23 protein-coding genes are annotated in these 26714 nt (G+C 68.7%); 17 read left to right on the top strand and 6 right to left on the bottom strand.

The features are described from left to right. Positions 1-4: 4 nt before the first annotated feature. From IPG05_13735 to IPG05_13715, 5 genes are all read right to left on the bottom strand, one after another. Positions 5-466 carry a cytochrome c gene (locus IPG05_13735; GenBank protein MBK6496138.1) on the bottom strand — a complete coding sequence of 154 codons (462 nt, stop codon included), beginning with the start codon at positions 464-466 and terminating at the stop codon, positions 5-7. Positions 467-506: 40 nt separating this feature from the next. Next, positions 507-1934 (bottom strand): FAD-dependent oxidoreductase, encoded by a 1428-nt coding sequence (locus IPG05_13730; GenBank protein ID MBK6496137.1) that lies wholly within the window; start codon positions 1932-1934, stop codon positions 507-509. Beyond that, positions 1931-2899: a flippase-like domain-containing protein gene (locus IPG05_13725; protein MBK6496136.1), complete on the bottom strand. Its 969-nt coding sequence runs from the start codon at positions 2897-2899 to the stop codon at positions 1931-1933. The genes IPG05_13730 and IPG05_13725 overlap by 4 nt, the downstream gene beginning before the upstream one ends. Then, on the bottom strand, positions 2896-3732 hold the full coding sequence (locus tag IPG05_13720) for a glycosyltransferase family 2 protein (protein MBK6496135.1): 837 nt from the start codon (positions 3730-3732) through the stop codon (positions 2896-2898). The genes IPG05_13725 and IPG05_13720 overlap by 4 nt, the downstream gene beginning before the upstream one ends. Positions 3733-3895: 163 nt before the next feature. Further along, positions 3896-5263: a hypothetical protein gene (locus tag IPG05_13715; GenBank protein MBK6496134.1), complete on the bottom strand. Its 1368-nt coding sequence runs from the start codon at positions 5261-5263 to the stop codon at positions 3896-3898. Positions 5264-5372: 109 nt separating this feature from the next. Here IPG05_13715 and IPG05_13710 point away from each other — a divergent pair, with 109 nt between their 5' ends. The 16 genes from IPG05_13710 to IPG05_13635 all read left to right on the top strand — a co-directional run bounded on the left by IPG05_13710 (position 5373) and on the right by IPG05_13635 (position 22375). Then, positions 5373-6944, top strand: coding sequence for a glycosyltransferase family 39 protein (locus tag IPG05_13710; GenBank protein MBK6496133.1), 1572 nt, complete (start codon positions 5373-5375; stop codon positions 6942-6944). A gap of 502 nt (positions 6945-7446) precedes the next feature. Further along, positions 7447-11478 carry a hypothetical protein gene (locus IPG05_13705; protein ID MBK6496132.1) on the top strand — a complete coding sequence of 1344 codons (4032 nt, stop codon included), beginning with the start codon at positions 7447-7449 and terminating at the stop codon, positions 11476-11478. A gap of 48 nt (positions 11479-11526) precedes the next feature. After that, entirely contained in the window at positions 11527-12045 is a 519-nt protein-coding gene (locus IPG05_13700) for a DNA-binding response regulator (protein MBK6496131.1), read from the top strand. Between the two features lie 124 nt (positions 12046-12169). Next, the gene (locus tag IPG05_13695; protein ID MBK6496130.1) at positions 12170-12706 is read left to right on the top strand and encodes a DUF4199 domain-containing protein; all 537 of its coding nucleotides are present in this window, start codon (positions 12170-12172) and stop codon (positions 12704-12706) included. Positions 12707-12740: 34 nt separating this feature from the next. After that, complete coding sequence (locus IPG05_13690) at positions 12741-14123, top strand: MFS transporter (protein ID MBK6496129.1); 1383 nt, start codon at positions 12741-12743, stop codon at positions 14121-14123. 6 nt (positions 14124-14129) lie between these two features. Next, positions 14130-14723 carry a YdeI/OmpD-associated family protein gene (locus tag IPG05_13685; protein ID MBK6496128.1) on the top strand — a complete coding sequence of 198 codons (594 nt, stop codon included), beginning with the start codon at positions 14130-14132 and terminating at the stop codon, positions 14721-14723. A gap of 84 nt (positions 14724-14807) precedes the next feature. Further along, positions 14808-15758: a DUF1080 domain-containing protein gene (locus tag IPG05_13680; protein ID MBK6496127.1), complete on the top strand. Its 951-nt coding sequence runs from the start codon at positions 14808-14810 to the stop codon at positions 15756-15758. Positions 15759-15765: 7 nt separating this feature from the next. After that, positions 15766-16239 carry a hypothetical protein gene (locus IPG05_13675; protein MBK6496126.1) on the top strand — a complete coding sequence of 158 codons (474 nt, stop codon included), beginning with the start codon at positions 15766-15768 and terminating at the stop codon, positions 16237-16239. 22 nt (positions 16240-16261) lie between these two features. Further along, positions 16262-17026, top strand: a complete 765-nt coding sequence (locus IPG05_13670) for a VOC family protein (protein ID MBK6496125.1) — start codon at positions 16262-16264, stop codon at positions 17024-17026. 38 nt (positions 17027-17064) lie between these two features. Next, positions 17065-17883, top strand: coding sequence for a CPBP family intramembrane metalloprotease (locus IPG05_13665; protein MBK6496124.1), 819 nt, complete (start codon positions 17065-17067; stop codon positions 17881-17883). 25 nt (positions 17884-17908) lie between these two features. Continuing rightward, the gene (locus IPG05_13660) at positions 17909-18622 is read left to right on the top strand and encodes a nucleotide-binding protein (GenBank protein ID MBK6496123.1); all 714 of its coding nucleotides are present in this window, start codon (positions 17909-17911) and stop codon (positions 18620-18622) included. 15 nt (positions 18623-18637) lie between these two features. Further along, positions 18638-19159, top strand: a complete 522-nt coding sequence (locus IPG05_13655; GenBank protein ID MBK6496122.1) for a GNAT family N-acetyltransferase — start codon at positions 18638-18640, stop codon at positions 19157-19159. Between the two features lie 78 nt (positions 19160-19237). After that, the gene (locus IPG05_13650) at positions 19238-19900 is read left to right on the top strand and encodes a peroxiredoxin (GenBank protein MBK6496121.1); all 663 of its coding nucleotides are present in this window, start codon (positions 19238-19240) and stop codon (positions 19898-19900) included. Further along, positions 19900-20400 carry a hypothetical protein gene (locus tag IPG05_13645; GenBank protein MBK6496120.1) on the top strand — a complete coding sequence of 167 codons (501 nt, stop codon included), beginning with the start codon at positions 19900-19902 and terminating at the stop codon, positions 20398-20400. The genes IPG05_13650 and IPG05_13645 overlap by 1 nt, the downstream gene beginning before the upstream one ends. Before the next feature lie 40 nt (positions 20401-20440). Continuing rightward, entirely contained in the window at positions 20441-20800 is a 360-nt protein-coding gene (locus tag IPG05_13640; protein ID MBK6496119.1) for an antibiotic biosynthesis monooxygenase, read from the top strand. Between the two features lie 30 nt (positions 20801-20830). Continuing rightward, the gene (locus IPG05_13635) at positions 20831-22375 is read left to right on the top strand and encodes a serine hydrolase (protein MBK6496118.1); all 1545 of its coding nucleotides are present in this window, start codon (positions 20831-20833) and stop codon (positions 22373-22375) included. Here the strand turns inward: IPG05_13635 and IPG05_13630 are convergent, their stop codons facing one another. Beyond that, complete coding sequence (locus IPG05_13630) at positions 22376-25126, bottom strand: hypothetical protein (protein MBK6496117.1); 2751 nt, start codon at positions 25124-25126, stop codon at positions 22376-22378. A gap of 151 nt (positions 25127-25277) precedes the next feature. On the opposite strand from IPG05_13630, the gene IPG05_13625 reads away from it, so the two are divergent. Further along, complete coding sequence (locus IPG05_13625; protein MBK6496116.1) at positions 25278-26702, top strand: aldehyde dehydrogenase family protein; 1425 nt, start codon at positions 25278-25280, stop codon at positions 26700-26702. Positions 26703-26714: the final 12 nt, after the last annotated feature.

Raw genomic sequence — 26714 nt, 5'->3', positions numbered from 1 at the left:
GGCGCTAGCGCTTCTCCCGCGAAATCGACCAGACATAAGCGGCAATCGACTTCACCTGCGGGTCGGTGAGATTCATCGGGCCACCGCGCGCATTCATCGGGAAGCGGTGCGTGGTGTCCTTGATCGCCGCGCGCGGCACGCCGTTGGTGATCGTGGTCACGATCTCCGCGTAGCTGCCAGTGTGCTGCAACCACGGCCCCGTCACCAGGCTCGGACCGCGGGCGGTGCCAACCCCCTTGATGCCGTGGCACCGCGTGCACGAGCCCGCCGCATAGAGTGAGTCACCCTCGGCAATGGCTGCTGGCGTCACCTCGGCAGGCCGTGCCGGTGGGGCGGGTGCGGCCGGCGCGGCCGCCGCCTGGGGTGCGACCGACGGCGTGGTGGCCGCCGTGGAGCACGCCGCCGCGAGGGTGGCGGTCGCCGCGAAGGTGACCAGCGGGAGCAGGCGCGAACGGGTGGAGGGCATCGGAGTCACCGGGGGCTGGAGGATCGGGACAGTGCGTGAATCAATCTTCGACGACGTGGGTGTCGAACACCGCCCGATGCGCACGCCACCGGGCGTGATCGAAGCCATCCGGCTCCAGGCAGTCCGAGGCAGCGTACGCCATCGCCAGCGCGTGGTGGGTGTTGTCGTGCGCGAACAACCCCTGCCGGCCGTAGCTGAGCAGACGCGGGAGACTCTCCACCCACTGATCGAGGATGCCGAACCACCGCTCGTAGCCAGTGGTGTAGACCGGGTAGGCCTGCGGGAGACGGCGGACGAGCACGGCGGTCGGCGCAACGGGCAGCGGAACACCCGCCGTCGCGAGATCCTCGGCTACCAGGGCCCCCAGCGCAGCGTCATCCATGGTCCACCACGGATCGCCAGGACCGCACGGGAGCTCGGCGCAGAGCACGGTGTGTTCCGGGGGTTGTCCGAGGCCGGGATAGTTCTTCGGCTCGGACAGCCGTGTGATCCGAATATTCGCGCCCGGAAAGTAGTGCGCATCGTATTCGGTGAACGACGGCACCGGCAGCGAGAGATAGACGAGCAGCATCGCGCGGGACTCGAGCTTCGCGGCCGCCTCGTGGACTTCATCGGGGACCCCGGTGCCGATCAGGCGCGCCAGCAGCGCAATCGGGATCGTCGACCACAACTGATCCGCTTCGATGCGCTCAGCGCCCTGGTCCGAGGACATCTCGATCACCCACGACTCCGCATCCGTGGCCGGTGGCACGAGCCGAGTCACGCGGCGGCCGAATCGAAGATCCGCCCCGAGCGTCGTCGCGGCGGCGGCATAGGCTTCGGTAATCTGGCCGAAGCCCTTGGCGGGATAGAAGAAGCGCCCCGCCCCCGGTGGCTTGAGCCCCGGCACCGCGGAGAGCACCTTGCGCGCGAGCTTCAGGAAAGAGCCCGCCGAGACTCGCCGACGCGCCTGAATCCCGGAGAGCTCCGTCGGCTCGCGACCCCAGATCTTCCGCGCATAGGGGAAGTAGAACGACTCGCAGATGGTCGGACCGAGATTCGCCATGAGCACGTCGCCGAAACTGTCGCCGCTCGGCGCGGCACGGAACGGCTTGCTCACCATGTCGCGCAGCGTCCCGAGCGCGAAACCCGGGTCGAGGCGAACCAGCAGGTCGATCGGCTTCAAGGGAAAATGGATCCACCGGCCGCGCAGGCCGATTCGTCCGTGGCGCGGACGATCACGGAGGTCAGCCCCAAGAAAACCACGGATGTCGGCCAGGATCGCCGGATCGCAGGCCGGATGCAGGCGGTGGCTGCCAAAGTCGACGCGCATGCCGCCGAACTCGAAGCTGCCGGCGTTGCCACCCGGCACCGTGTGCTGCTCGAGCACCGTGACCTCGGCACGGCCGTCCTGACGCAGTCGATACGCCGCGCCCACGCCAGCCGGGCCGGCGCCGAGGATGACGATCCGGTGTCCACCTGCGGTCATTCTCCCTCCATCTGCGTCACCTTGAGTTCTCCATGGCTCACGCCAAAGCTGATCCGTCGCGAACGGTGCAGCACCAGCCAGACCAGCCCACCGAACAGCCCGCCAACAATCAGCACCGATTGCCAGAGCAGGGAGCACACGACACTGTACGCGACCGGCACGCCGAACGGCACCAGCAACGCGGCCAGGCTCGCTTCACGCACGGCGAGCCCGCCCAGCGAGATCGGCATGAGGGAGGCGATCTTCGCCAGCGGCCAGACCAGGAACCACACGGCCAGGTCGACATGGATCCCGACGTTCCGGCCGAGCCACGCATTGAGCAGCACGAAGCTGCCCTGAATGACCAGCGAGAGGGAGAGGCCGAGCACCGCCGTCCCGGGCCGGCGCCGGAGCTGACGGAGTCCGACGAGGCCTCGGCCGACCGGGCGCCGCAGTCGGCGCGGCCAGCGCGCGAGCGGCCGCCGCAACGTGAGCGGCAGGGCCAGCGCCACCAGCCCGACGCCCACCATCAGCGTGATGCCGAGCACCTCGCCGGTCCAGCCGTCGAGCTGCGTGCGTGCCACCAACGCCCCGCCGGTGACCAACAGCGCCAGCGCGAGCATGTCGGTGAGGCGATCCATGATGCCGCCCCAGAGCGCGGCCTCGGGCCGCTTCGTCAGTTTCCCGGCGAGGGCGATCCGCAACACGTCGCCGCCGACGATGCTGGGCAGGCAGAGGTTGGCAAAGAGGCCCGCGGCATAGCACAGCGTCGCATCGAGGCGCACGAGTCCCGCGCCGGCCGCATTGACGAACAGCCGCCACTTGAAGATCCCGAGTGCGTGGCCGAGGATGAACCCGGCCGCCACGCCGGCCCAGACGCGCGGCGGCAGTCGCCCGATCGCATCACGCACCTGTCCCCATGGCAACAGCACGAGGAGCAGGGCGAGCAGCGCGACACTGATGGTCGCCTTGAGCCAGGGCTTCAACGTCGACCGGCGAACCGCGTGTTCTGGTCGGCGAGCAGGCCGACCGCCCAGACGACCAGCGCCCCGATCAGTCCGAGCACCGCGCTTTCGGAGAGGTTGTCCTTGGTGATGTCGTAGGCGAACTTCGCCAGCCCCAGAACCGCGAGCACCGCACCCACCGGGATGAACACCTTGAGCGGGTTGAAGACGACAATGATCCGCAGGATCAGCAGGGTGAAATCGTAGGCATGACGCGCGCGGATCTTCGACTCGCCGAGCCGTGCGTGATAGTTGATCGGGACGTACTCGAATGGGTGCCCATTGCAGGCGGCAGCAAGCGTGATCGTCGTCGTGAAGGAGAAGCCGTCGGGGAGGAGATACTCGTAGCGCTCGACCAGCGACTTCCGCATCAGCCGGAGACCGGAGTTGATGTCGGGGAGCCGCTGCCCAGCGAGGTAACTCGCCAAGCGGTTCAGGAACCACTTCGGCGGCCGGCGAATCAGCGGAATGTGCACCGACTTGCCGAGTCGGGCGCCGACCACCATCGCGTTGTGCTCGGCGCGAGCCAGCAGTTCCGGAATCGACTCCACCGGATAGGTCCCATCGGCGTCGGTGATCAGGATCCAGTCATAGCGTGCGCGCCGAATCCCCAGCTTGAGCGCCGCGCCGTAGCCGCGATTCACGGCCCGTCGCAGCACCCGCGCCCCGGTGGCATCGGCCTCGGTGGCGGTCTGGTCGCGCGACCCGTCGTCGACCACGATGATCTCGTACTCCCAGCCACTCGCCGCCATCGTCGCCTGGACGGCCCGCACCTGGTCGGCGACATGGGCGCCTTCGTTGTAGGCGGGGATCACGACACTTACGGCTCGGGGCAGGACGGCAGACGCATCCCCGACGATCTCCTCGATCAAGCAATCCTCCGGCAGCGGCGGGGCAGGCTCAGTTCTGGGCGTGGGTGATGCACGTGGGGTGCCACAACGCCCAAGGTACTCCCCCCGGTGGCCTCCGGGGAGTCTGTCACGGCACCTGGTAGACCGTAACCACGCTGGGGAGTCCCATCGCGAAGACGAAGTCCGCCCCGGCCGCAATCTCCGTCGCGTAGACCAAACCAGCGGTCGCCGGCGCGGCCACGGCATAGTAGTAGCCCGCCGGCAACCCCTTCAGGGTGAGGACCTCGCGGCCCTCCAGATGCAGCACGACGACCACCCGGCCGTCCGGATTCGTGAACGCCACGGGGCGGACCCGCGGCGTGTCGCTGGCGGCCCCCACACGGTAGGCCCCGGCCCGCACATGGCGAAAATATTGGCGCAGGGCCTCGGTACGCTGGCCGGCGACCGGACGGCCATTCTTGATGTAGTAGTACTGCGCGCCGTTGTCCCTGGTCGGATAGGCGAGGGTGTACTGCTGCCAGGCCGAGACCTGCGCGAGGGTGAGGTCCTTGTACAGATCCTCGACGTCGCTGCCGATGTGTTCCAGCATCGACGTGCGCAGCCCGTACCGCACCGCGCGTTCATGGATCGCCAGGAGGTTGGCATCGGAGACGCCACCATAGCGATGGTAGGCGATCTCCTTGAGGTAGGTCAGCGCCCCGGGCACCTTGACGATCTCATCGAGGTACGGGACGGCGTTCGCCACCTTCATGACCGATGGTGCGATGAAGTCGGGGTGGAAGCCGGCGGCAGCCAGCCGTGCCCCGGCGGCCGCGATCGCCTGCCCGATCCGTGGCGCGCGCCAGGAGGTGTTCTCCGGCTCAAGGATGACCTCGATCGCATCGGGGACAAAGCCATACCGGCTCTGCATGTGCTGAAACGCTGCGAGCATCAGCTCCGCATATTCGGCCGGATCCTGCTGCGCCGTGGAGGTTCCGAAGGAGACGTAATTCAGATTGAGATAGAGCGTCTCGCCGCGCGCCGCGAGGCGCGCCCGCAGCGGGACGACCGTCGCATCGAGGTGCTCATCGAGTGCCGTCCACTTGAAGCCATTCGGATTGATCGTCGCCGGATCATCGTTGTCGTTGACCCACACATACTTGTAGGGGCTCCAGACGGACTCCGAGATCATGCCGGCCCGGAACTGACCGTAGTAGTCCACCGTGTGCTCGGCACCGCTACGGAGCTCCACCCGGATCCGGTTGATGCCGAGATCGTTGGCCGCGAGATCCATCAGTTCCGCCTGCCAGCCGACAAAGCCCGGTTCGGCCTCGCCCGATTGCGCGTTGGCCTCCCACCCGCTCATCCGCTGAAAGCGCGTGGCGGTGTCGACCGTGACGACGGCCGTGCTCTGGCGTCCGGCCGGGGGCGAGGGTGGTAGCTGCTGGAGGGCCTGCGCACCCGAGGTCGGCAGGAGGAGGAGCAGCAGGAGCGTCCCGCTCGTCGGCACCATCATGCGGCCTCCCGGGCTTCCCTGTCGGGGCTAACGTGGAATGCGTATACTGGGAATGGATAAAGGATAACCCATACCGCAGGGGTCCCGGCTGCTGAACTTCCCGACAACATTGGCGACGATCCTCCGCGAGGCATCGGTCGCTCCCGGCGCTTCCGACATCACGATCGGACTCTGGTTGTTCGTCGGCTTGCTCGCAGCGCATGTCGCGGTCGCGCGCTGGCTGCCGCGGGTCGTGCCGTCGCACAACGTCACAGGCGCCACCGAACCCCCGCTCCCGCTCGCCCCCGTTCTCGTGCTGCTGATCGTCGGCCTGGCCGCCCGCCTCCCGGGCCTCAATGGCGGACTCTGGTTTGACGAGATCCAGACGCTGGTCGAGTATGTGCGCCTCCCGTGGAGCGTCCTGCTCACGACCTTCGACAGCACCAATCAGCACTTTCTCTTCTCGATCGCCGCCCGCGCCGTGCGGACCGTCGGCGGGGAATCGGCGGCAATGCTCCGGCTCCCGGCCGCCATCTTCGGCGTGTTGAGCCTCTGGGCCACCGTGGCATTCGGCCGTCGCTGGCTCCCCACGCGCGAGGCATGGTGGTCCGGCGTGCTGCTCGCCGTCTCCTATCACCACATCTGGTTCTCCCAGAATGCGCGCGGGTACACCGGCTTGCTGCTCGGCACCCTGCTGGCCAGTAGCCTGATGCTCGACATGCTCCGCGACACCCCCGTCACGAGACGTCAGGTCTGGAGCTACGCGCTGGTGGTGGCGTTGACTCTGCTGACGCACATCACCGCGCTGGTCGTCGTTGCCGGCCATGGAGTGTGCTGGCTCGTGTGGCTACGCACGCAACCGCGGGGCATCGCACGCTGGGCACCGGGCGTGGCGCTGGTCCTCGGCGGTACCGTGGCGATGATGCTCTATGCGCCAGTCCTCCCTCAACTCGTCGGGGCGTTGGGGTCGTCCGGCACGGGGGTCACTGGCGCCGAGTGGCAGCGTCCAGGGTGGTTTCTGGCCGAGGCGATTGCCGGCCTGATCCGTGGAGTGCCAGCCGGTGCGCTGGTGCTGCCGGTCACGGCCGTGGTGGTGCTCGCCGGACTGCACGATGCGTGGCGCCACCACCGTCTCGCGGCGATCATGATGGTCCTGCCGCTGGTGATGATGGCGGCGCTGCTGCTCTCGACCGGCCACAACATGTGGCCCCGGTTCTTCTTCTTCGGGGCCGCCTTCGTGGTCCAGTGGGCCGTGCATGGTGGCTTCGTGGTGCTGGCGCGCGTGCTGCCGCGCGCCGGGACCCGGATCGGCGACATCGGCCTGTCCGCCGTCACGCTGGCGTCCCTGCTGTTGTTGCCACGGGCCTGGGCGCCGAAGCAGGACTACCCCGCCGCCCTGACCTGGCTCGCCGAAGCACGGAGGCCGACCGATCCGATCGCCGGCACGGAGATGATGGATCTCCCGATGAACCTCTGGCTGGGGCAGCAGTGGCCGATCATCCGCACGGTTGGCGAATTGCAATCGCTCGAGGCCGGCACGCCAGCGACCTGGGTGGTCACCACCTTCCGGATCCGGTTGGAGTCCACGGCTCCGGCGCTTGCCAGCTACCTCGACTCGGCCTACACCGTCGCCCACGTGATTCCGGCCAGCATTGGCGGCGGTGAGGTGCGCATCCTCAGACGCCGACCGGCGATCCGCTAACCCTCCCTCCCGCAGTATCCCGCCCCTCCCCGCCGCGACCGCTTTCCAACCGATCGTGCCCCACGCAGTACATTATCGCCCCGACTCGCCACGGCGGCGGGTGCGGCGCCGGATGCCTCGGGGGAGGCACCGGTTGGTGGTGTACTGTCTACTTTGTGACACCCCCTGCCGATACTCTATGGAGTGTTCGGCGGTGCACTGTTGTGTAACGCGTTGTGCCACAAGAATTTATGCTATTTTCGGCAGGGGACGCCCGCTGTGGCCTCTCCCTTGCAGTTTCTGGACACCATGGCCGGGGAAACAGCCCGGCGCAGGTGACATACCGCTGCACAGAGCACATCCGGGGTGACCCGGAGTCGCAGAGCCAGGGAGCTGTCCGCCAGTGCCGCACCGGCATGGCAGCCCGCCCAGCCGCCAGCGGGATTCCCCCTTCAGGACACGCGGGGGACGTCCGACGACGAGGATCGTCGCTGGGCCGCATCCCAATGGAACTGGACTGACGATGACGAACACCACGCCGATTGCCGCGAAGTTCTCCCGCACCACCCTTGGGTGGCGCGTCCTCCTCGCGTTGTTGCTGACCGCCTCGTGCGGCGAGACCGACAGTGGCGGCCTGACGGGCCCCGCGCCGACCGGCGCCCTCGAACTCTCCCTCTCCGGCTTGCCGGCGGGCGTGGCCGGGCGATTGATCGTCATCGGCCCAAATCGCATCGACACGCTCACCTCGAGCCGCATGCTCTCCGGCCTCACGCCGGGGCAGTACCAGATCGCCGCGCAGGATGTCGACGCCGACGACGTCACCCTCTTGGCGAGTCCGGCGTTTCAGACGATCGCCGTGAGCGGCGGCGGCACGGTGAGCGCCCACGTCGACTACCATCCGGGAGCGCCACGCTCCGGCAGCCTGACGATCTCCGTCGAAGGACTGCCGGCCGGTGCGAATGGCGCGATCGCCGTCTCCGGCCCCAGCGGCTTCTACCAGAACGTCACGACGACCACCTCGGCGGCTGGCCTCATTGCCGGCAGCTACCTGATCGCGGCGAATCCGGTCACGGTCGATGGGGCGACCTACGCGGCCGAGCCGGTGAGCCAATCGGTCGTCGTGGTCACCGCCGAAATGCGGACCGGCGTCGTGCAGTATCACCGCGTCGCCGCGACGACCGGTGCGCTCTCCATCACCTCCAGCGGGCTTCCGGCTGGCGCGATGGCCGCGATCACGGTCAGCGGCCCCAACGGCTTCGCGGCAACCCTGACCGCCTCGTCGCAGCTCGAGAACCTGACCCCCGGCAGCTACATCGTGGCGGCGAGTGAGGTTGCGGTCGAGGGGGCGCGGCATGACCCGACGCCGGCCTCGCAAGTGATCACGGTCACCGGCGGCGACGTCGCGGCGGTTGCCGTTACCTATGCCCCGCCATCCACCCAGGTGACGGGTGGCCTTAGCCTGCAGGTCACCGGCCTCGGCGGCGGCGCGCTCGCCGCGATCGCCGTGAGCGGGCCCAACGGGTACGCGCGCCTCGTCAGTGCGACCTCCGTTCTTGAGGGATTGGCCCCCGGCTCCTACACCGTCAATTCCGTCGCCGTGCTTGTGAACGGCATCAGCCATACGCCATCCCCGTCGTCACAGTCCGTCACCATCGTCGCCGGCGCAACCGCCACCGCCAGCGTCGCCTACAGCGTGCCCTCGCCGAACCTGGGACAGCTGCGGGTGAACATTGCCGGCCTCCCGATTCCGGCAGCGGCGGCCATCACGGTGACCGGCCCGGATGGCAGCCCATTCCAGGTCACCACGACCACCACGATCGATGGCCTGACGCCCGGCAGCTACACCGTCGCCGCCAGTCCCGTGACGGTCACCGGCGTCAACTATCTGGCCGGACCGGTGTCGCAGGTCGCGATCGTCGTCGCCGGCACCACGACCGCCGTGTCGGTCCTGTATGTCGCGCCCACTCCCGGCATGGGACAACTGGGGATCGAGATCAGCGGCCTCCCGGGCGTTGCGGCGGCCATTACGGTGACCGGACCGAACGGCTACAGCCGCCTGGTCACGACGTCCGCAACGATCAACGCGCTGCCGATCGGCGGCTACACCGTCACCGCGGGTGCCGTGACGGTCGGCGGCGTCAGCTACCTCCCGACGCCCTCCACCCAGGCGGCGGCGATCACCGCCGGCGTTCGCACGGTCAGCGCGATCACCTACGCGGTGTCAAACCCGACCACCGGCGGCCTGTCGCTCACGGTCAGCGGCGTCCCTGCCCCGGCCGCGGCGGCCATCATCGTGACCGGACCGGATGGCTTCAGCCGCGCGGTCCCCGCGACGACGACCCTCACCGGATTGGCACCGGGGAGTTACACCGTCACCGCGACGCCGGTGGTGCTCAGTGGGACCAGCTATCTGCCCGCCCCGACCTCGCAGGTTGTGACCGTGACCGCCGGCGCCACCAGTACCGGTGCCGTGGTGTATACCGTCGCCGCGCCGACCACCGGGCAGTTGACGGTGTCGATCGGCGGGCTTCCCGGGGGCGCTGCGGCGGCCATCACGGTGACCGGCCCGAACAGCTACAGCCATGCCGTCACCGCCAACGAGACGATCACCGGCCTGCTGCCGGGGAGCTATACCGTCGCGGCGACGCCGGTGGTCGTGAGTGGTGTCACCTACGTCGCGACCCCGGCGTCGCAGGCCGCCACGATCACGGCGGGTGGCAGCAGCAGCCGCACCATCACCTATGCGGTGCAGGCACCCACCACCGGGCAGTTGACGGTGACCGTCAGCGGGCTCCCGGGTGGCACCGCGGCGGCCATCGCGGTGACCGGCCCGAACAGCTACAGCCATGCCGTCACCGCCAACGAGACGATCACCGGCCTGCTGCCGGGGAGCTACACGGTCGCGGCGACGCCGGTGGTCGTGAGTGGTGTCACCTACCTCGCGACCCCGGCGTCGCAGGCCGCCACGATCACGGCGGGTGGCAGCAGCAGCCGCACCATCACCTATGCGGTGCAGGCACCCACCGCCGGGCAATTGACGGTGACCGTCAGCGGGCTCCCGGGTGGCGCCAATTCCGTCATCACGGTGACCGGCCCGAACAGCTACAGCCACTCGGTGACTGCGACCGAGACCATCACGGCGTTGACGCCCGGAACGTACACCATCACCTCGAGCACCGTGACGGCGGGCGGGACGAGTTACACGCCGGCACCGAACTCGCAAAGCGCGACGGTCACGGCAGGCGTCACCGCGACTCGTGCCGTGGTCTACACCACCGTCGCCGGGCCGGCGACCATCACGGTGGATACCTCCGCCCGATTCCAACAGATGGTGGGATGGGAAGCGACGGCGCAGGCCGGCCAGGGGACCGCGCAGTTCGACGGCTACCAGTCGGAGCTGATGGATCTGGCCGCCAACGACCTCGGCGTCAATCGCATCCGGATCGAGATCGCCAGCGGCGCCGAGAACACCGTCGACTACTACGCGCAGTACCGCGCCGGCACGATCACGTCGACGCAGTACAACGCGCAGCGCTATGCCTGGGTCAACGACAACGGCGACCCGAACACCATCAATCCGGCGGGCTTCAAGTGGAGCAAGCTGGATGAGGGGGTCGAGGCGACGATCCTGCCGCTGCGGAGCCGCCTCGCGGCACGCGGGGAGGCACTGTACGTCAACCTGAACTACGTCTCCTTCGGCGGCTCCACCGCGCAGCAGTCGGCGGCGGAATACGCCGAGCTGATCCTCGCCACCTTCCAGCACATGCAGAGCCGGTACGGTTTCGTGCCGGATGCCGTCGAGATCATCCTCGAGCCGGACAACAACACCATTCGGACCGGCGCCGGGATCGGCGGCTTGATCGCGACCACCGGCGCTCGCCTCGCCGCCGCAGGGTTCCACCCCGATTTCATCGCTCCCTCGGTGATGAACATGGGCAACGCCGTGACCTACCTCAACGGGATCGCGGGGGTGTCTGGCGCGCTCACCTACCTCACCGACGTGGCGTACCACCGCTACAGCGGCGTGTCGGATGCGAACCTGAACGCCATCAGGACGCGCGCGGCGCAGCTCGGGCTGCGCACCTCGATGCTCGAGCACATTGGTAGCGGCGTCGAAGACCTCTACAAGGACCTGACCTTGGCCAATGTGTCGGCGTGGCAGCAGTACACGCTGGCGTATCCGACCAGCGACAACGGGGCGCAGTACTATTACATCAGTGGCGGCCGACCAGTGGCGGGGAGCCGGACGCATGCCCTGCGGCAATACTTCCGCTATGTCCGCGCCGGGGCCTACCGGGTCGCGGCGACGAGCCTCAACAGCTCCGTGCGCCCGGTGGCATTTGTGAATCCGGGTGCGAGCATGGCGGTAGTCCTCCACATTGATGCCCCGGGGACGTATTCTGTTGGTGGACTCCGCCCCGGGAGCTATCAGGTGGAGATGACCAATGGCGCCGGCACCTTGGTGTCCATGGGGAGCGTGACGTCGGTGGCGGGTGGATCGGTAACCATCAGTCCGACGCAGACCGGAGTCTTGACGCTGTATCGAGGGCCGTGAACCACCTCCCGGACTGACCGCTCCCACCAGCCGGGGCCGCTTCTCTGGATGAGGAGCGGCCCCGTGACCAATCGCCACTGGAGCGTGGACGTGTCATTCCCCCCCGCGCGGCCGGCCTCCCGCGCCACCACCATCCTCCGCTACGGCCTCCTCGGCGGCCTCCTCATCGCCGCGCTCCAGGCGGTCGAGTACCGCTGGCTGGTCCTCGATCACTCCGTGCAGATCTACGGCGGCCTCGTCGCCGCCCTCTTCGCCGCCTTCGGCATCTGGCTCGGCCGCCGGGTGACCGCGGCCAAGGAACGGGTGGTCGTGCAGGAGGTCCTCGTTCCGGCGGCGGCCGACTTCGTCCGCGACGACCGCAAGGTCGCCTCGCTCGGCCTGACCCCCCGCGAGCTCGAGATCCTCGAGCTGATTGCCGCCGGTCTCAGCAATCGGGAAATCGGCGAGCGGGTCCACGTCAGCGAGAACACCGTCAAGACCCACTCGAGCCGTGTTTTCGCCAAGCTGGGCGCGCAGCGCCGGACCCAGGCCGTCCAGCTCGGGAAAGAGCTCCGCCTCATCCCCTGACTCACCGAATCGGTCACCCATCCGGGTGATTTCGGTCGAAATCGCCGGAAATCATCCTTTCGGGTGACGCGCGACACCCCGCCGCCACGTAGAATCCGCCGTCCTCCAACCCCCGAGTGTCGGAATGCGGAAGTTCGTGTTGACCTACGGCCTGATCGCCGGCGCCATGCTGTCGGCGATGATGCTCCTGACCCTGCCGTTCATGGATGCGATCGGCTTCGACTACGGCATGCTGGTCGGCTACACCACGATGGTGGCCGCCTTCCTGATGGTCTACTTCGGCGTCCGGTCGTATCGTGACGGCAGCCCGGACGGCCGGATCACATTCGGGCATGCCTTCCGGGTCGGGCTCCTGATCACCCTCGTCGCGACCGTCTGCTACGTCGCGACCTGGGAGCTCATCTACTACAAGCTGGCGCCGGACTTCGGCGACAAGTTCGCGGCCCACACCGTCGAGCAGGCGCGGGCGAGCGGGGCGACCGAAGCGGAGATCGCCAAGCGGACACAAGAAATGGCCGAGTTCAGGGTCCAGTACCAGAAGCCGCTGGTCAACATCGCCTACACCTTCCTCGAGCCGCTGCCGGTCGGGCTCCTCTTCACGCTCGGCACGGCGTGGCGGCTCTCCCGGCGGCGGCGCGACGACTCGGTCGCGGCGGCGTAGGGCGGGACCGGACGGTGGACGCTACCTTTGCCGGATGCCCGACATCGCCCTGCCCACCAGCGAAGACGCCTCCCGGCGCCGCATTCTCACGGTGCTCTTCGTCGGCGTCTTCATGGCGGCGCTCGACGCCGCCGTGGTGGCGCCGGCGATCCCCGCCCTCCGGGCGGCGTTCGGGGTCGACAACCGGCAGATCGGCCTGGTCACGATCGTCTTCTCGCTCTGCTCGATGAGCAGCACCGCGTTGATGGCCAACCTCAGCGACCGATTCGGCCGACGGGCGATCTACCTGCTCGACATCGCCGCCTTCGCGATCGGCTCGCTGGTGGTCGCGCGGTCGAGCTCGTTCGGCATGCTGCTGGTTGGCCGTGCAGTGCAGGGGATGGGCGCCGGCGGGATCACGCCGACTGCGAGTGCCGTCGTGGGAGACACCTTCCCCCCGGCGGAACGCGGCAAGATCCTCGGTTTGATCGGTGCCACCTTCGGGATGGCCTTTCTGGTCGGGCCCGTGGTCGCCTCGCTGTTGCTGGTGGTGGCCAGCTGGCAGTGGATCTTCCTGATCAACCTGCCGATCGCTGCCATCGTCTTCTTCATGAGTGCCCGGGCGTTGCCGTCGAAGGTCAACGACGTCGCGCATCCGCCGTTCGACTACGCCGGGATCACCACGCTGGCACTCATGCTGACGACGCTGACCCTCGGCATCAATCGCGCGCTGGACACCGCCCTCGGCCAGACGCTGTGGCCGATGCTGCTGGCCACCTCCGCCGTCGCCCTGCCGCTGCTCCTGCTGATCGAACGACGCGCCGCGCAGCCGATCGTCCCGCTGACGCTGTTCGTCACCCGGCAGCTGCGCACCACCTGGGCCCTCTGCGTCGGCGCCGGCTTCGGGATGGGGAGCGTCATCTTCATCACGTCGATCGCGGTCGCCGCCTTCAACACGCCGTCGAAGAAGGCGGGGCTGCTGCTGTTGCCGCTGGTGCTCTGCTCGGCGGCGGCCTCGGCGGGCTTCGGACGGATCCAGCATCGACTCGGTGCGCGGGCCGTGATGCTCTGGGGCTTTGGCACCCTCGGCATCGGCTCGGGGCTGATCGGCTTCTTCGCCGCGCACTTCTGGATGTACATGCTGGCGACGCTCTTCATCGGCACCGGCGTCGGCATCGTGGTCGGTGGCACGCTGCGCACGGTGGTGCTGAACGAGGTCACCGCGCGCGAGCGCAGCGCGGCCCAGGCCCTGGTCAACATCGGCATCGCGATCGGCAACCTGATGGTGGTCGCCGTGCTCTCCTTCCTCGCCGACCGCGCGGGGGGAGGACTCGAGGGGCTGAGCGTCGCCTACCGCGCGGCGACCGTCGTGATGCTGTTGATGATGGTGATCTCCCTGCGTCTGCAACCGAGCGCTGCGGATGCCCACGCCGGCTGACGGACCATGACCGATGCGCCGATCCACTTCGCCACCGCGGCCGCGTTTCGCCGCTGGTTGCGCGCGCACCACGCGACCGCCGATCACCTGATCGTCCGGATTGCGAAGGCCCACGCCCTGTCGAGCGGGATCGGGTACGCCGAGGCGCTCGACGAGGCGCTGTGCGTGGGGTGGATCGATGGGGTGCGTCGCTCGCTCGATGCGGACGCCTACGCGATCCGCTTCACGCCGCGTCGCGCGCGATCCATCTGGAGCCTGGTGAACGTGGCCCATGTCGAACGACTGATGGCGGCAGGGCGAATGCAACCTGCCGGACTCGCCGCCTTTGCCGCGCGCACGCCGGAGCGCACCGGCATCTATTCGTTCGAGCAGGAACCGGGCATGCTCTCGTCGGAGGAGCTCGCCACCTTCACGAAGCAACGCCGGGCCTGGAAGTATTTTCAGGAGGCGGCCGCATCCTATCGGCGCACCAGTACGCACTGGGTGATCAGCGCCAAGCGCGCCGACACGCGGGCCCGGCGGCTCGCCGAATTGATTGCCTGCTCCGACCGCCACGAACGCATCCCGTCGCTGCGACCGACCCCGCGCCCCGCGCGCTGACGCAATGTTCACCGTTCACCGCGGCCTGACCCTTCGCTCTGCTCAGGGCAGGCGGCCGCGGCTGGAAACTCACCGAGGCACTCGATGACTCGCCCGACCCTGCTCGCCCTGGTTGCCACGCTGGCGATCGCCCCACTCGGCACACCCGCGCTCGTGGCGCAATCCCGCGCCCCGCTGATCGGTCGCTGGGACATGACTGTCACCGTGCCGGGTCGGCACACCTCGGCGTGGCTCGAGGTCCGGCACAGTGGCCGCAGCATGCTGGTCGGTCAAGTGATGCTGCTCGCCGGCAGCGCCCGGCCGATCGCCAAGGTCGAGTTCGCGGCGACCACCGGCGAGTTCCGATTCGTGATTCCGCCGCAGTGGAACGATGCTGAAGGCGACAACACCTTCACCGGCCGCGTGGTCGGCGATTCCATCAGCGGGACCGTCACCTTTGGGAGTGGCCGGTCATTGGCGTTCCGAGGCGTGCGCGCCCCGAGCCTGCGCCGCACCACGCCCGTCGTCTGGGGTGCCCCGATCGCCCTGCTCGGCGGCACGACGCTCACCGAGTGGAAGCCGCTCGGCGAGAGCCCGAGTCAGTGGACGCTGGCGCAGGGCATTCTCCGCAATGCCAAGGCCGGGGCGGACCTGGTGACGACGCGGGCCTTCGGCGACTTCAAGCTGCACGTCGAGTTCCGCTACCCGCCGGGCAGCAACAGCGGCGTCTACCTGCGTGGCCGGTATGAAGTGCAGATCGAGGACACGCCTGGTGCCGAACCGGAGATCGACGGCCTCGGCGCGATCTACGGCATGATCACCCCGAACCAGAACGCCGCGAAGAAGCCGGGCGAGTGGCAGAGCTTTGACATCACGCTCGTCGGCCGCACCGTGACCGTCGTCCTCAACGGCAAGACGATCATCTGCGAGCGGGAAATTCCCGGCTTCACGGGCGGCGCGCTCGACGCCGACGAGGCGAAGCCCGGCCCGCTCTACCTGCAGGGCGACCATGGCGTCATCGAGTATCGGCGCATCATCATCACCCCGGCGAAGTGAGGTCGTGATGTCGCGTAGCTGCCCGGCACTCCTGCTTGTTGCGCTCGCGGCCGTGCCGACGACGCTCGTCGCGCAGTCCGCCCCGCGCGTCGTCGTCACCGAGGGCGCGCCAAAGCAGATCGGCCCGTATTCGCAGGGCGTGATCAGCAACGGCTTCCTCTTCACCGCGGGGCAGATCGGCCGCGATCCCGCCACCGGGAAGCTGGTCGAAGGCGGCCTCGTCGCCGAGGTGAATCGCGTCTTCGACAATCTGGAGGCGGTGGTCACGGCGGCCGGCGCCCGGCTGGCCGACGTGGTCAAGGCGACGGTCTTCATGACGGACCTCGCCGACTTCGAGAAGATGAACGCCGTCTATGCGCAGCGGCTCGGCGAGGCGCGACCGGCACGCAGTACCGTGCAGGTGGCGAAGCTTCCGGGCGGCGCCTCGATCGAGATCGAGCTTGTTGTGCAGCTTCCCCGTTCAACCCCCAGAAACCCCTGACCCCACGAGAGGAGCGCGCGCGATGAGTTCCCTTCCCCCGATTCCCCACGGCACCGGCGCCCATCCGATCGCGATGGTGTCGATCGCCGCCAAGGACCTCGCCGCCTCGCACGCCTTCTATGCGGGCGTCTTCGGCTGGCCGATGCAGGCGCTCAGTGCGGAACTCATCGCCGCCGCACCGCCGGCCGGACCATCGGTCGTGCTCCGCACCAATCTCCCGGAGGGATTCCAGGCGGTGGTGCCGTTCCTCGACTGTGCTGATGTGGCGACGACGCTTGCTCGAGTCGTCGCGGCCGGCGGCAGTGTCGAGCGCGCCCCGTGGCCTGGTCCGATGGGTGCCCAGCTGGCGCGCTTCACCGATCCGTCCGGCACCATCTACGGCCTCGCCTCGGGGTTGCTCGCGGCCAAGCCGCCGCGGATCGAGATGCCGTTCGGCACCAACCCGAAGCCGCCGGCGGGCGCCGTCTGCAGCCTCGAGATGTACGCGGCCGATGGCGAGGCGGTGACACGATTCGTCGGCGGCCTCTTCGGTTGGGGCGCCGCGCCCACGATGCCGCACTTTGTCGGCTTCGACGCTGGCGCAGGCATCGGTGGCGTCTTCCAGTCCCACACGCCGGTCGCGAAGTCGATGGCGTACATCTACTCCGCCGACGTCGCGGCATCGATTGCGGCCATCGAAGCCGCGGGCGGCAAGCGCATGGGCGACCCGATGGCCATCCCGGGGATGGGGACCTTCGGCTACTTCACCGATGTCTCCGGCACGGCGATGGGATTGATCGGTCCCTGAGCGCGACACCTTTCGCGTCGGGTCGCCGTAGGCCCTCCATGCCTCGCGCCTCGATGCTGCTGCGGGTCGCGCTTTTCTGGGCGGCGTACCTCGCGATCCTCATGCTCGCCGCCATTCCGAAGGGGATGGTGCCGCCCGCATGGGGATCGCTCGTCTGGGGGCTGGTCGCGACGCCGCTCCTCGTGTTCCTCACGCACTTCCTCGCCAGGCGCACCTCGCCGCCGCTCGACAACATCGGCTTCGTGCCGACGCGCGCCAGCGTCGGCCGCCTTGCGGTCGGGCTGCTGATCGGATGCCTCACGTACGCCATCACGCTCCTCGTGATCTCCGTCACGGTCGCGCCGCTGCACTACACCCGCACGGCGATGCCGGCGGCGGGTCCGCTGCTGTTGGTCTTGGCGACCACCGGACTGCTCGCCACGATGGAGGAGGTCGGCTTTCGTGGCTACTCGCTGCGGGCCCTGCTGCGGGTGCTCCCGACCTGGCAGGCGCACCTGCTGGTGGCCGTGGCGTTTGGCGCCACGCATCTCGCCTTCGGCTGGAGTTGGCAGACGGTGGTGATGGGCGTGATCCCCAGCGCGCTGCTGTTTGGTGCCGTGGCGCAGTGGTCGGGAGGTCTGGCGATGCCGATCGGGGTGCATGCGGCAATGAACCTGGCCCGGTTCGCCACCGGTGAAGCCGGGGCACCGGGCGTATGGCGGCTCGTGGTGGATGACGCCAGTGCGGCACCGCTTGCCGAGTGGGCACCGATCGTCGCGACCACCATGACCCTCCTCGCAGCGGCGGCGGTCTGGGTCTGGTCCCTGCGATCAGACCGGCACGCCCCCTATCTTTCAGGGACTACCCCCGAGTCCTGACCAGTCCACGCCCGGAGTCCCCGTGATGCGCCGCGCCGTTCCCCTGTTCTTCCTTGTCGCGACGATCGGCGGCTGCCAACCGAAGGCTCCCGAAGCGCCAGCGACCCCGCAGGCCCAGCAGGAGGCGCCGCAGCTCGCCACCTTGACCGGCCCCGTGCTGGAGCAACTCCAGGCCTCGCCGTACATCTATCTGCGCCTCAAGACGCCGACCGGCGAGGCGTGGGTCGCCGTCCCGGAAACGAAGGTCGAGACTGGTGCCACGGTCACGATCCTCAATCCGATGTTGATGGCCGGCTTCGAGTCGAAGACGCTCAAGCGCACCTTCGACACGATTTACTTCGGGACGCTGAGTGGTGGCACCACCCCGGCGGGCAGCGGCGCCATGGGTGCCGCCGCACCGGCGGTCGTCGTTGACAAGGTCGAGAAGGCGCGCGGCGCCGATGCCCGCACCGTCGCCGAGGCGTGGGCCCAGCGGGAGCAGTTGAACGGGAAGACCGTCACCATCCGCGCGGTCGTGGTCAAGTACAACGAGGGCGTGATGGGGCGGAACTGGATCCACCTGCAGGATGGCAGCGGCGACGCGACCAAGGGGACCAACGACATCACCGTCACCTCGATGGATGGCGTCGCGATGGGCGCCACCGTCACGATCACCGGTACGGTGCACATCAACAAGGACTTCGGCGCCGGCTACAGCTACGCCATCATCGTCGAAGACGCCAAGGTCGCCAAGCCGTAGGATGACCCGGTTGCCGTGCCGCCACTGATCTCGCCGCTCTCGCGTCCCGCCTCGGACGACGACCTCCGGGACCTCGCCGCGCTCCTCGTGGACGCGGTGGAGGCGGGGGCGGCGGTCAGCTTCCTCCCCCCACTCGCGCCAGCCGATGCGATCGCCTGGTGGCAGGAGACCCTCGCCGGGCTGGCCCCGCGCGCGGTGGTGCTGGTCGCACGCGACGCCGACGGGATCGTCGCCACGGTCCAGTTCCAGCCGGCCTGGGCGCGCAACCAGCCGCACCGTGCCGAGGTGGTGAAGCTGCTCGTCCACCGACGGGCGCGGCGGCAGGGACTGGGGCGCGCGCTCATGGTGGCAATCGAGGCCGCGGCCCGGACCGCCGGCTTTGGCCTGCTGACCCTCGACACCAAGGGGGGTGACCCGGCCGAGCAGCTCTATCGCGACCTCGGCTGGATCGCGGCGGGGACCATCCCGGGCTTCGCCATCGACCCGGACGGCGTCACGCCGCACGATGCCGTGGTCTTCTACAAGCCGCTCCGGTAGCTGACACTCGCAGGCGCTCCGCGACGTTACACTATTGGCAACCGCCCCCCGTTCCACCCCCTTACTGTGAGGCACCGTATGCGCATCGGTGAGACCGCCCCGGACTTCCAGGCCGAGACCACTCAGGGCCCGATTTCGTTCCACGAGTGGCTCGGCAGCTCGTGGGGGATCCTCTTCTCCCACCCGAAGGACTTCACGCCGGTCTGCACCACCGAGCTCGGCTCGATGGCTGCGTTGAAGCCCGAGTTCGACAAGCGCAACGTGAAGGTGATCGGCCTCTCGGTCGATCCGGTCGAACGGCACGGCCTCTGGGCCAAGGACATCGAGGAGACGCAGGGCACCGCGCCGAACTTCCCGATGATCGGCGATACGACGCTGGCGATCTCGAAGCTGTACGACATGCTCCCCGCCGCGGCCGGCGACGCGTCGGAAGGCCGTACCGCCGCCGACAACCAGACGGTGCGCACGGTCTATGTCATCGGCCCCGACAAGAAGATCAAGCTGCTGCTCGCCTATCCGATGACCACCGGCCGCAACTTCCACGAGATCCTCCGCGTGGTCGACTCGATGCAACTGACGGCCGCGCATCGCGTCGCGACGCCAGCGAACTGGGTCCAGGGCGACAAGGTGATCATCGCCGGCTCGGTCACCAACGACGAAGCGAAGATGATCTACCCCGATGGCTGGGACGAACCCAAGCCCTACCTCCGTATCGTCCCCCAGCCGAAGGCGGCCAACTGATGCGACGCCTCCCACTCCTGCTTGCGCTGGCGGTGGCAACCCCGGCACTCGTGTCGGCGCAGGCCGCGACGGCCACGGCCAGTGCGACCAGCCGCACCATCGACGCCGAGGTCTGGAAGGTGGTCGCGGCAACCGTCGTGAGCAGCGACATCGTGGCGATGGGGAAGGTGTATCACCCCAACGCCATCTACGTCGATGGCCGCGGCACGCAGCCGATCGCCGAGGTCCTCGCCATCTGGGGCAAGGACATGGTCACCATGAAGAACGCCGGCAGCACCGCGATGGTGGAGCTCCGGTTCGGCAAGCGGCAAGACAATGCCACGACGGCCTTCCAGTCGGGCGCCTTCAAGTACACTGTCACCGACAAGGCGGGCGTGCGGACGTCGAGCACGATTGCGTTCGAGGCGTTGCTGACCAAGCACAACGGCGCGTGGCGCATCCTGATGGAACATCAGATCGGGCCGATCGATGCCGCGGCCTGGGACCGCCTCCCGCATTGATCGACCTCGCCCTTTCCCGGCCCGCACCTACGGAGTGGCAGTGAACAACCACGTCGTCTGGACGCTCGACATGCAGGTCGCCCCTGGCCGCCAGGCAGACCTGCGCGCCCTCATGCACGAGATGGCCGCCGCGACCGAGGCGAATGAGCCCGGTACGCTCGATTATGAATGGAGCCTCAGCCAGGACGGCACCACCTGCCACCTCTTCGAGCGCTATGTCGATTGCGCCGCCGCCGAGATCCACATGGCGACCTTCGGCGAGAAGTACGCCGCCCGCTTCATGGAACTGCTCACCCCGACGCGCGTGATCCTCTATGGCCGGCCCAATGCCGCCATCCGCGAGGGGCTCGCGTCGGTCGGTGCCGTCTATTTCCCGCCCGCGGCGGGGTTCAGCCGCTAGTCGTTCCCTCTCCCTTTACCGGACCCGCCGATGCGCCGCCTGCTGCTGGCCCTCTGCCTCCTCCCCGCTGCCGTGCCGGCGCAGTCGCCAGCGGCGATCGACAGCATCGTCAATGCCGCCCTGGCCACCTTCCACACGCCCGGTGTCGCCGTCGCGGTCGTCAAGGACGGCAAGGTGATCGTCGCGCGTGGCTACGGCGTCAAGAAGCTCGGGTCGCCGGAACCCGTCGGCCCGGACACCCGCTTCGGCATCGCCTCCAACACCAAGGCGTTCACGGCCACCGCCCTCGGCATCCTCGTCGAGGAAGGGAAGCTGGCGTGGGATGCGCCGGTGATTCGCTATCTCCCCGAGTTCGCGATGTACGACCCCTTCGTCACCCGCGAGCTCACGATCCGCGACCTCCTCGTGCATCGCTCCGGCCTCGGACTCGGCGCCGGCGACCTCCTCTGGTGGCCCGCGTCGACCTACACGCGCACCGAAGTGATGCAGCGCCTCCGCTACATCAAGCCGGCCACCTCGTTCCGCACCGCCTACGCCTACGACAACGTCCTCTACCTCGTGGCGGGCGAGGTGATCGCGCGGGTGAGCGGGATGACATGGGAGCAGTTCGTGCAGCAGCGCATCCTCGCGCGCGTCGGGATGACAACAAGCACGGTCCGCCACTCCGACGCTGCGGGCACGAACGACGTCGCCACCACGCATGCCGAGATCAACGGCACGCTCCGGGTCATTGCCCCGATGATCAGCGACAACACCAACCCCGCCGGCGGGATCAACGCCGGCGCACGCGACATCGCCAAGTGGCTGCTGGTGCAGCTCGACAGCGGCAAGCTCGCCAACGGCGAACGTCTCGTGAGCGCCCGCACCGCGCGCGAGATCTGGACGGGCGTGACGCCAATGGGCGCCGGTCCGGCGGCTCCCGAACTGGCACCGCTCGCCAAACAGTTCAACCTCTACGCGCTCGGCTTCCAGACCAACGACTTCCGCGGCCGGAAGGTCGTGTGGCACACTGGTGGATTGCCGGGCTACCTCTCGTTCGTGGCGTTCATTCCCGAGGCGCGGGTCGGCGTGGCGGTGCTCACCAACAGCGAGGCCACCACTTTCCTCGCCGCCGGCTGGTCGCTGCTCGACTACGCGCTCGGCACCACCCCGCCCTGGGATTTCATCGGCGGCTATTCCAAGCTCGCCGCGCGCCAGCAGACGATGATGGCGCAGCAGCGGAAGGCGACCAGCGCCGCGCGCGACTCGACCAAGGGCCCTTCACTCGGCCTCGCCAACTATGCGCGTACCTATGAGGATGCGTGGTATGGTGACGTGGTGGTGAGTTTCGCGAATGGCAAGCTGCGGATTGCGATGAGCCACACGCCCCAGCTGCAGGGCGAACTGGTGCACTGGCAGCACGACACCTTTCTGGCGCGATGGGATGATCGCGAGATGCGCGCCGACGCCTATGTCACCTTCCAGCTGAATCCTGATGGCACCATCGATCAGGTCAAGATGGTGGCCGCCGATCCGGAGACCGACTTCTCCTTCGACTTCCACGACCTGCTGCTGAAGCCGAAGGCGCGCCGGTAGTTACTGCGGTGCCACGCTGAAGCGCACCGTGGCCGGGACGTAGTTGTCGCTGTTGGGCGTGCCAGTCGACGGGAAGGTGACCGTGACCAGGCGCGCCCTTGGCGCATCCGGCACCGGACGCACCCCGACGGCGCTCGCCTCGGCGCTCATCACCCGCAGGGGTGCGTTGGCATCGGGCACCGGGGTCAGCAGCCGAAAGGTGTAACTCTGTCCCGCGAGCCCCTCGAAGGCGACCTGATAGTCGCCGTTCACGATCCGCTCGCTCAGCACCCGCGGCGCGGCCGACCGGGCACCAATGGTCGGCGGCATCACCGGCGGGACGATCGCCCAGCCCCCGCTGTAGCCAACCGTGAGCGTGAGTTGACGGTCGAGCGTGCCGCGTACCGACGCATGCAGGTCGCCCGCCGTCGACTGCACCGCCGCCGCCGTGGTGACACGAGCACCCAGCGGCAATGCCGGCGCAAACTCGATCTCGAGCGGCGTCGCGTCAGCGGTCTCGCGAATCGCCGTCAGCGTCAGGCTGGCGGCGGAACGCCGGACCGAGAGCGTCAGGCGGCCCGCCCCGACCGGCACGTGCTCGACGGTCACGCTGTCCCAGTCGGGCGGGAGATGCGGCGCCACGACGAGTCGCCTCGACGGGGCATCGACGTCGAGCCCGAGCAGGCCGCGGATCAGCGGCGTCAACACCATCGACGTCGCAAAGAATTGCTGCGGCACCGCCGTGTCGAGCGGCTTGTAGAAGCGGCCGGAGAACACCTCGGGATTCCGACCGAGCGCCTCGTCGAAGCCGGTCCGGACGACCGCTTGCAGCGCGAAGAACCCCGCAGTCGCGTTGTGGTAGCGATACTCGGCGAGCGAGACGAAGCCGGTCACGAACGGCCAGACGGCACCGTTGTTGTAGTGGAGTGGATCGAAGAGCGGGCTGGCCGAGTTGAGCGGACGCGCTCCCCAGTCGGTGAGGATCGTCGACGACGCGAGCCGCGCCGCCATCTCGGCGCCGCGCGCAGGCATGAAGACATCGAAGGCCATCGCGGTTGCGGCCCACGCCGTCAGGCTCGGATTGACCGTGCCATCCTGCAGCAAGGCAAAGGCGTACTGCCGCTGCGCCGGCAGCCAGAGCTTCGCCTCCATCGTCGCGATCGCCTTGGCTCGCACCGCGCGCGCCTCGGTCGCCAGCGTCGGCTCGCCGTTGGCCTCGGCCATTCTGGCGAAGCGGTCGAGGGCGGACACCCACACGCCGCTGAGATAGACGTCGGAGAGGATGCCGATCTGCAGGTCGCCCACTTCGAGCGCCCCCGCGCCGGCCGAGGGATTCTCCATCAGGCCGTCGCCGTTCTTGTCGGTGGCCAGCGACCACTGGTACGCCCGCTTGAGGTTGGGCCACAACTCCTTCACGAGCGTCATGTCGTTGGTCTGGCGCCAGTACTCGCCGGTCGCGAGGATCCAGAACGGCGTGGTGTCGCCGTGATAGAAGGCGTAGGGGTAGGCAAACCAGTCGACGCGTCCGGCGCCCTGCGAGATCTCGTGGGTGATCTTCCCGTCGGCGCGCTGATACTTCGCGAAGAAGCGGAGCGCGCCGTCGCGCACCAGGGTGCCCTGCCCCGCGCCGGTCATCGCCAGCGAATTGATTGCCGCGTCACCGCCGAAGAACCAGCCAAAGCCCGGCCGGTCGGTGGCACCACCCGAGAGTCCATAGCCCGCGACCAGTCCGCAGCCGAGGTCGGGATTGCAGACGTACGATTCGTCGAGGTTGACCTTGGCATACTCGACGGCACGGTCGAGTTCCGGGCTCGGCGAATGCAGCGCGAACTGCGTGGTGCGCAGCGAATCGGCGTGCGCCACCCGCTGCCGCCACGCCCGCTCGGCCGCACCCGGTTGCACCAGGGCCCGATAGAGGGCGAGCGCCGAATCGCGCGGCATGGCGCCGCCGGCCAGCACGATCGGGATGTAGGCAACGCGCAGGTTCACGCTCTTCCCCGGCGGCTCGCCGAGGCGCGGTGCGGTGTAGCGCTCACCGGCACCCCCGACACCGATCACCAACTGCGGTGGTGCTGCGGAGAGCATGTGAGCCGGCACGTCCGACGCTTCGGTGACGGCCGGCGAACCGAGGAAGGCGTTGATCGACTGCTTCCCCTCGGAGAAGAGGAAGGCGCGCGCCTGCTGTTCCCAGATCAGGTACTGGCCGCCGAGTCCGGCGGGCCAGGCGTAGTGGATGTCGGGGGCAAACCGCGCGATGATCTCGAGCGGGCGGATCGCGTCGACCTCGAGCAGGATGACGACGGCTGGCTGATCGAGGGGGACGAAGATGTGCTCGCGCACGGTGAACTGTTCGTGGCTGTACTCAATGGTCACCCCCTCTGGGCGCTCGATCACCGACCGCGCGACGCTCCGCCCGGCGATCGGTTCGGTGTACTTGGGCACCCGAAACGAGAGCTCGAAGTCATGGAGCCACTTGATCGGCCACGACCAGAGCTCAAGGCGCCCGTCTTCGGTGCCCATCGCGATGGCGCGCCGCCCGACCGCCGAGAGGTACGCCCCCGGACGCGCGGGCCCAGACAACGCCAGCGGGGACTCGCCGAAGCGGAAGGCGGGGATGGCGAGCGACCCGTCCTCGAAGACCTTGGCCGTCACGGCCGCCGGCGTGCCGGGCGCGCGGGGTGGCGGTGTCTGGGCGGAGGCGGGGAGGGCGGGATGGCCGACCAGGGCCGCGACGAGGGCGACGATGCGGGAACCACGGCTGATGGGTTGCATCGGGAAAGAGTGCATGCCGCGCGGGGCGCACCGCAAGGGCGCGGCGTGAGGCCGACTGGCGCCGTGGCTCCGGCAGTCGTATCGTCCTCCAACCCGCAGCACGCCGGGTGACTCCCTCGATCCCGATTCCCGAACCTCGCGACGGCCTCCCGTGACCGTAGGCAGCCCCGTTCCCTTCCTGCTCGCCGGCGAGCTGCGACAGGGCGACTCGACCTGGACGATCCGGAGCCCCCACGACGGGGCGGTCGTCGGGTGCGCGGCGGTGGCGTCGCGCGCCGACGTGGAAGCGGCGCTCGACGCGGCGGTGCGTGCCGCGCCCGAAGCCGCGGCGATGCCATCGCACGCGAGGGCGGCCGTGCTGGAACGGATCGCCGACGGGCTGCAGCTGCGGCGGGAGGAGGTCGCCCGGCTGCTCGCGTCCGAGGCAGGGAAACCGGTCACTGCCGCCCGGCTGGAGCTGGACCGCGCGATCTTCGTCTTCCGACAGGGTGCCGAGGAGGCGACCCGCATCGGCGGCGAGGTGATCCCAACCGACCTGATGCCGCACGGTGAACATCGCCTCGCGATCACGCGCCGCTTTCCCCTCGCCCCGATCAGCGCGATCACGCCGTTCAACTTCCCGGTCCTCCTCGCGGCCCACAAGCTGGCGCCGATGATCGCGTGCGGCGCAACCATGGTGCTCAAGCCGCCCCCGCAGGACCCGCTGTCGACGCTGCTGCTGGCCGAGATCATCGCCGGGGCCGGCTACCCGGCCGGCGCGCTCTCGATCCTCCCCTGCACCAACGACGACGCGGCCCCGCTGCTCGACGACCCGCGGGTGCGGTTGATCTCCTTCACCGGCTCCGCGCGCGTGGGATGGATGATTCGTGCCCGCGCACCGATGACCCATGTGTCGCTGGAACTTGGGGGCAACGCGGCCGTGATCGTCGAGCGCGACGCCGACATTGCCCACGCCGTGCGCCGATGTGTGGTGGGCGGCTACAGCTATGCCGGCCAGTCGTGCATCTCGACGCAGCGGATCCTGGTGCATGGCGATGTGTACGACGCCTTTGTCTCGGCCTTCACCGACGCGGTGGCCGCATTGCGGTGCGGCGATCCCCTCGACGAGGCGACGGATGTCGGCCCGATGATCGATGAGGCGAGTGCCGCCCGGGCCGTCGCGTGGGTGACGGAGGCGGTCGCGGCCGGGGCACGATTGGCCGTCGGTGGCACCCGGACCGGCGCGCTGATGCGCCCGACCGTCCTGCTCGACACGACCAGTGCGATGCAGGTCAATTGCGCCGAGATCTTCGCGCCGGTCACCACCGTGCGCCGATTCGCGGACTTCGACGCCGCCCTCGACATCGCCAACGACTCGCCCTACGGCCTCCAGGCCGGCCTCTTCACCAACGACATCCACCGGATCCTGCGCGCCTTCGAGCGACTCGAGGTCGGCGGCGTGGTGGTGAACGACATCTCCGGCTTCCGCGTCGACCACCTCCCCTACGGCGGCGTCAAGCAGTCCGGCACCGGTCGCGAGGGTGTCCGCTATGCGATCGAGGCGATGACGGAGAAGCGACTCTTGATATTGGGATGATGCGGCATCGAT

Source organism: Gemmatimonadota bacterium (assembly GCA_016704275.1).
Taxonomy (GTDB): domain Bacteria; phylum Gemmatimonadota; class Gemmatimonadetes; order Gemmatimonadales; family GWC2-71-9; genus Palsa-1233.
This window is presented reverse-complemented; position numbering and strand designations above follow the sequence as displayed.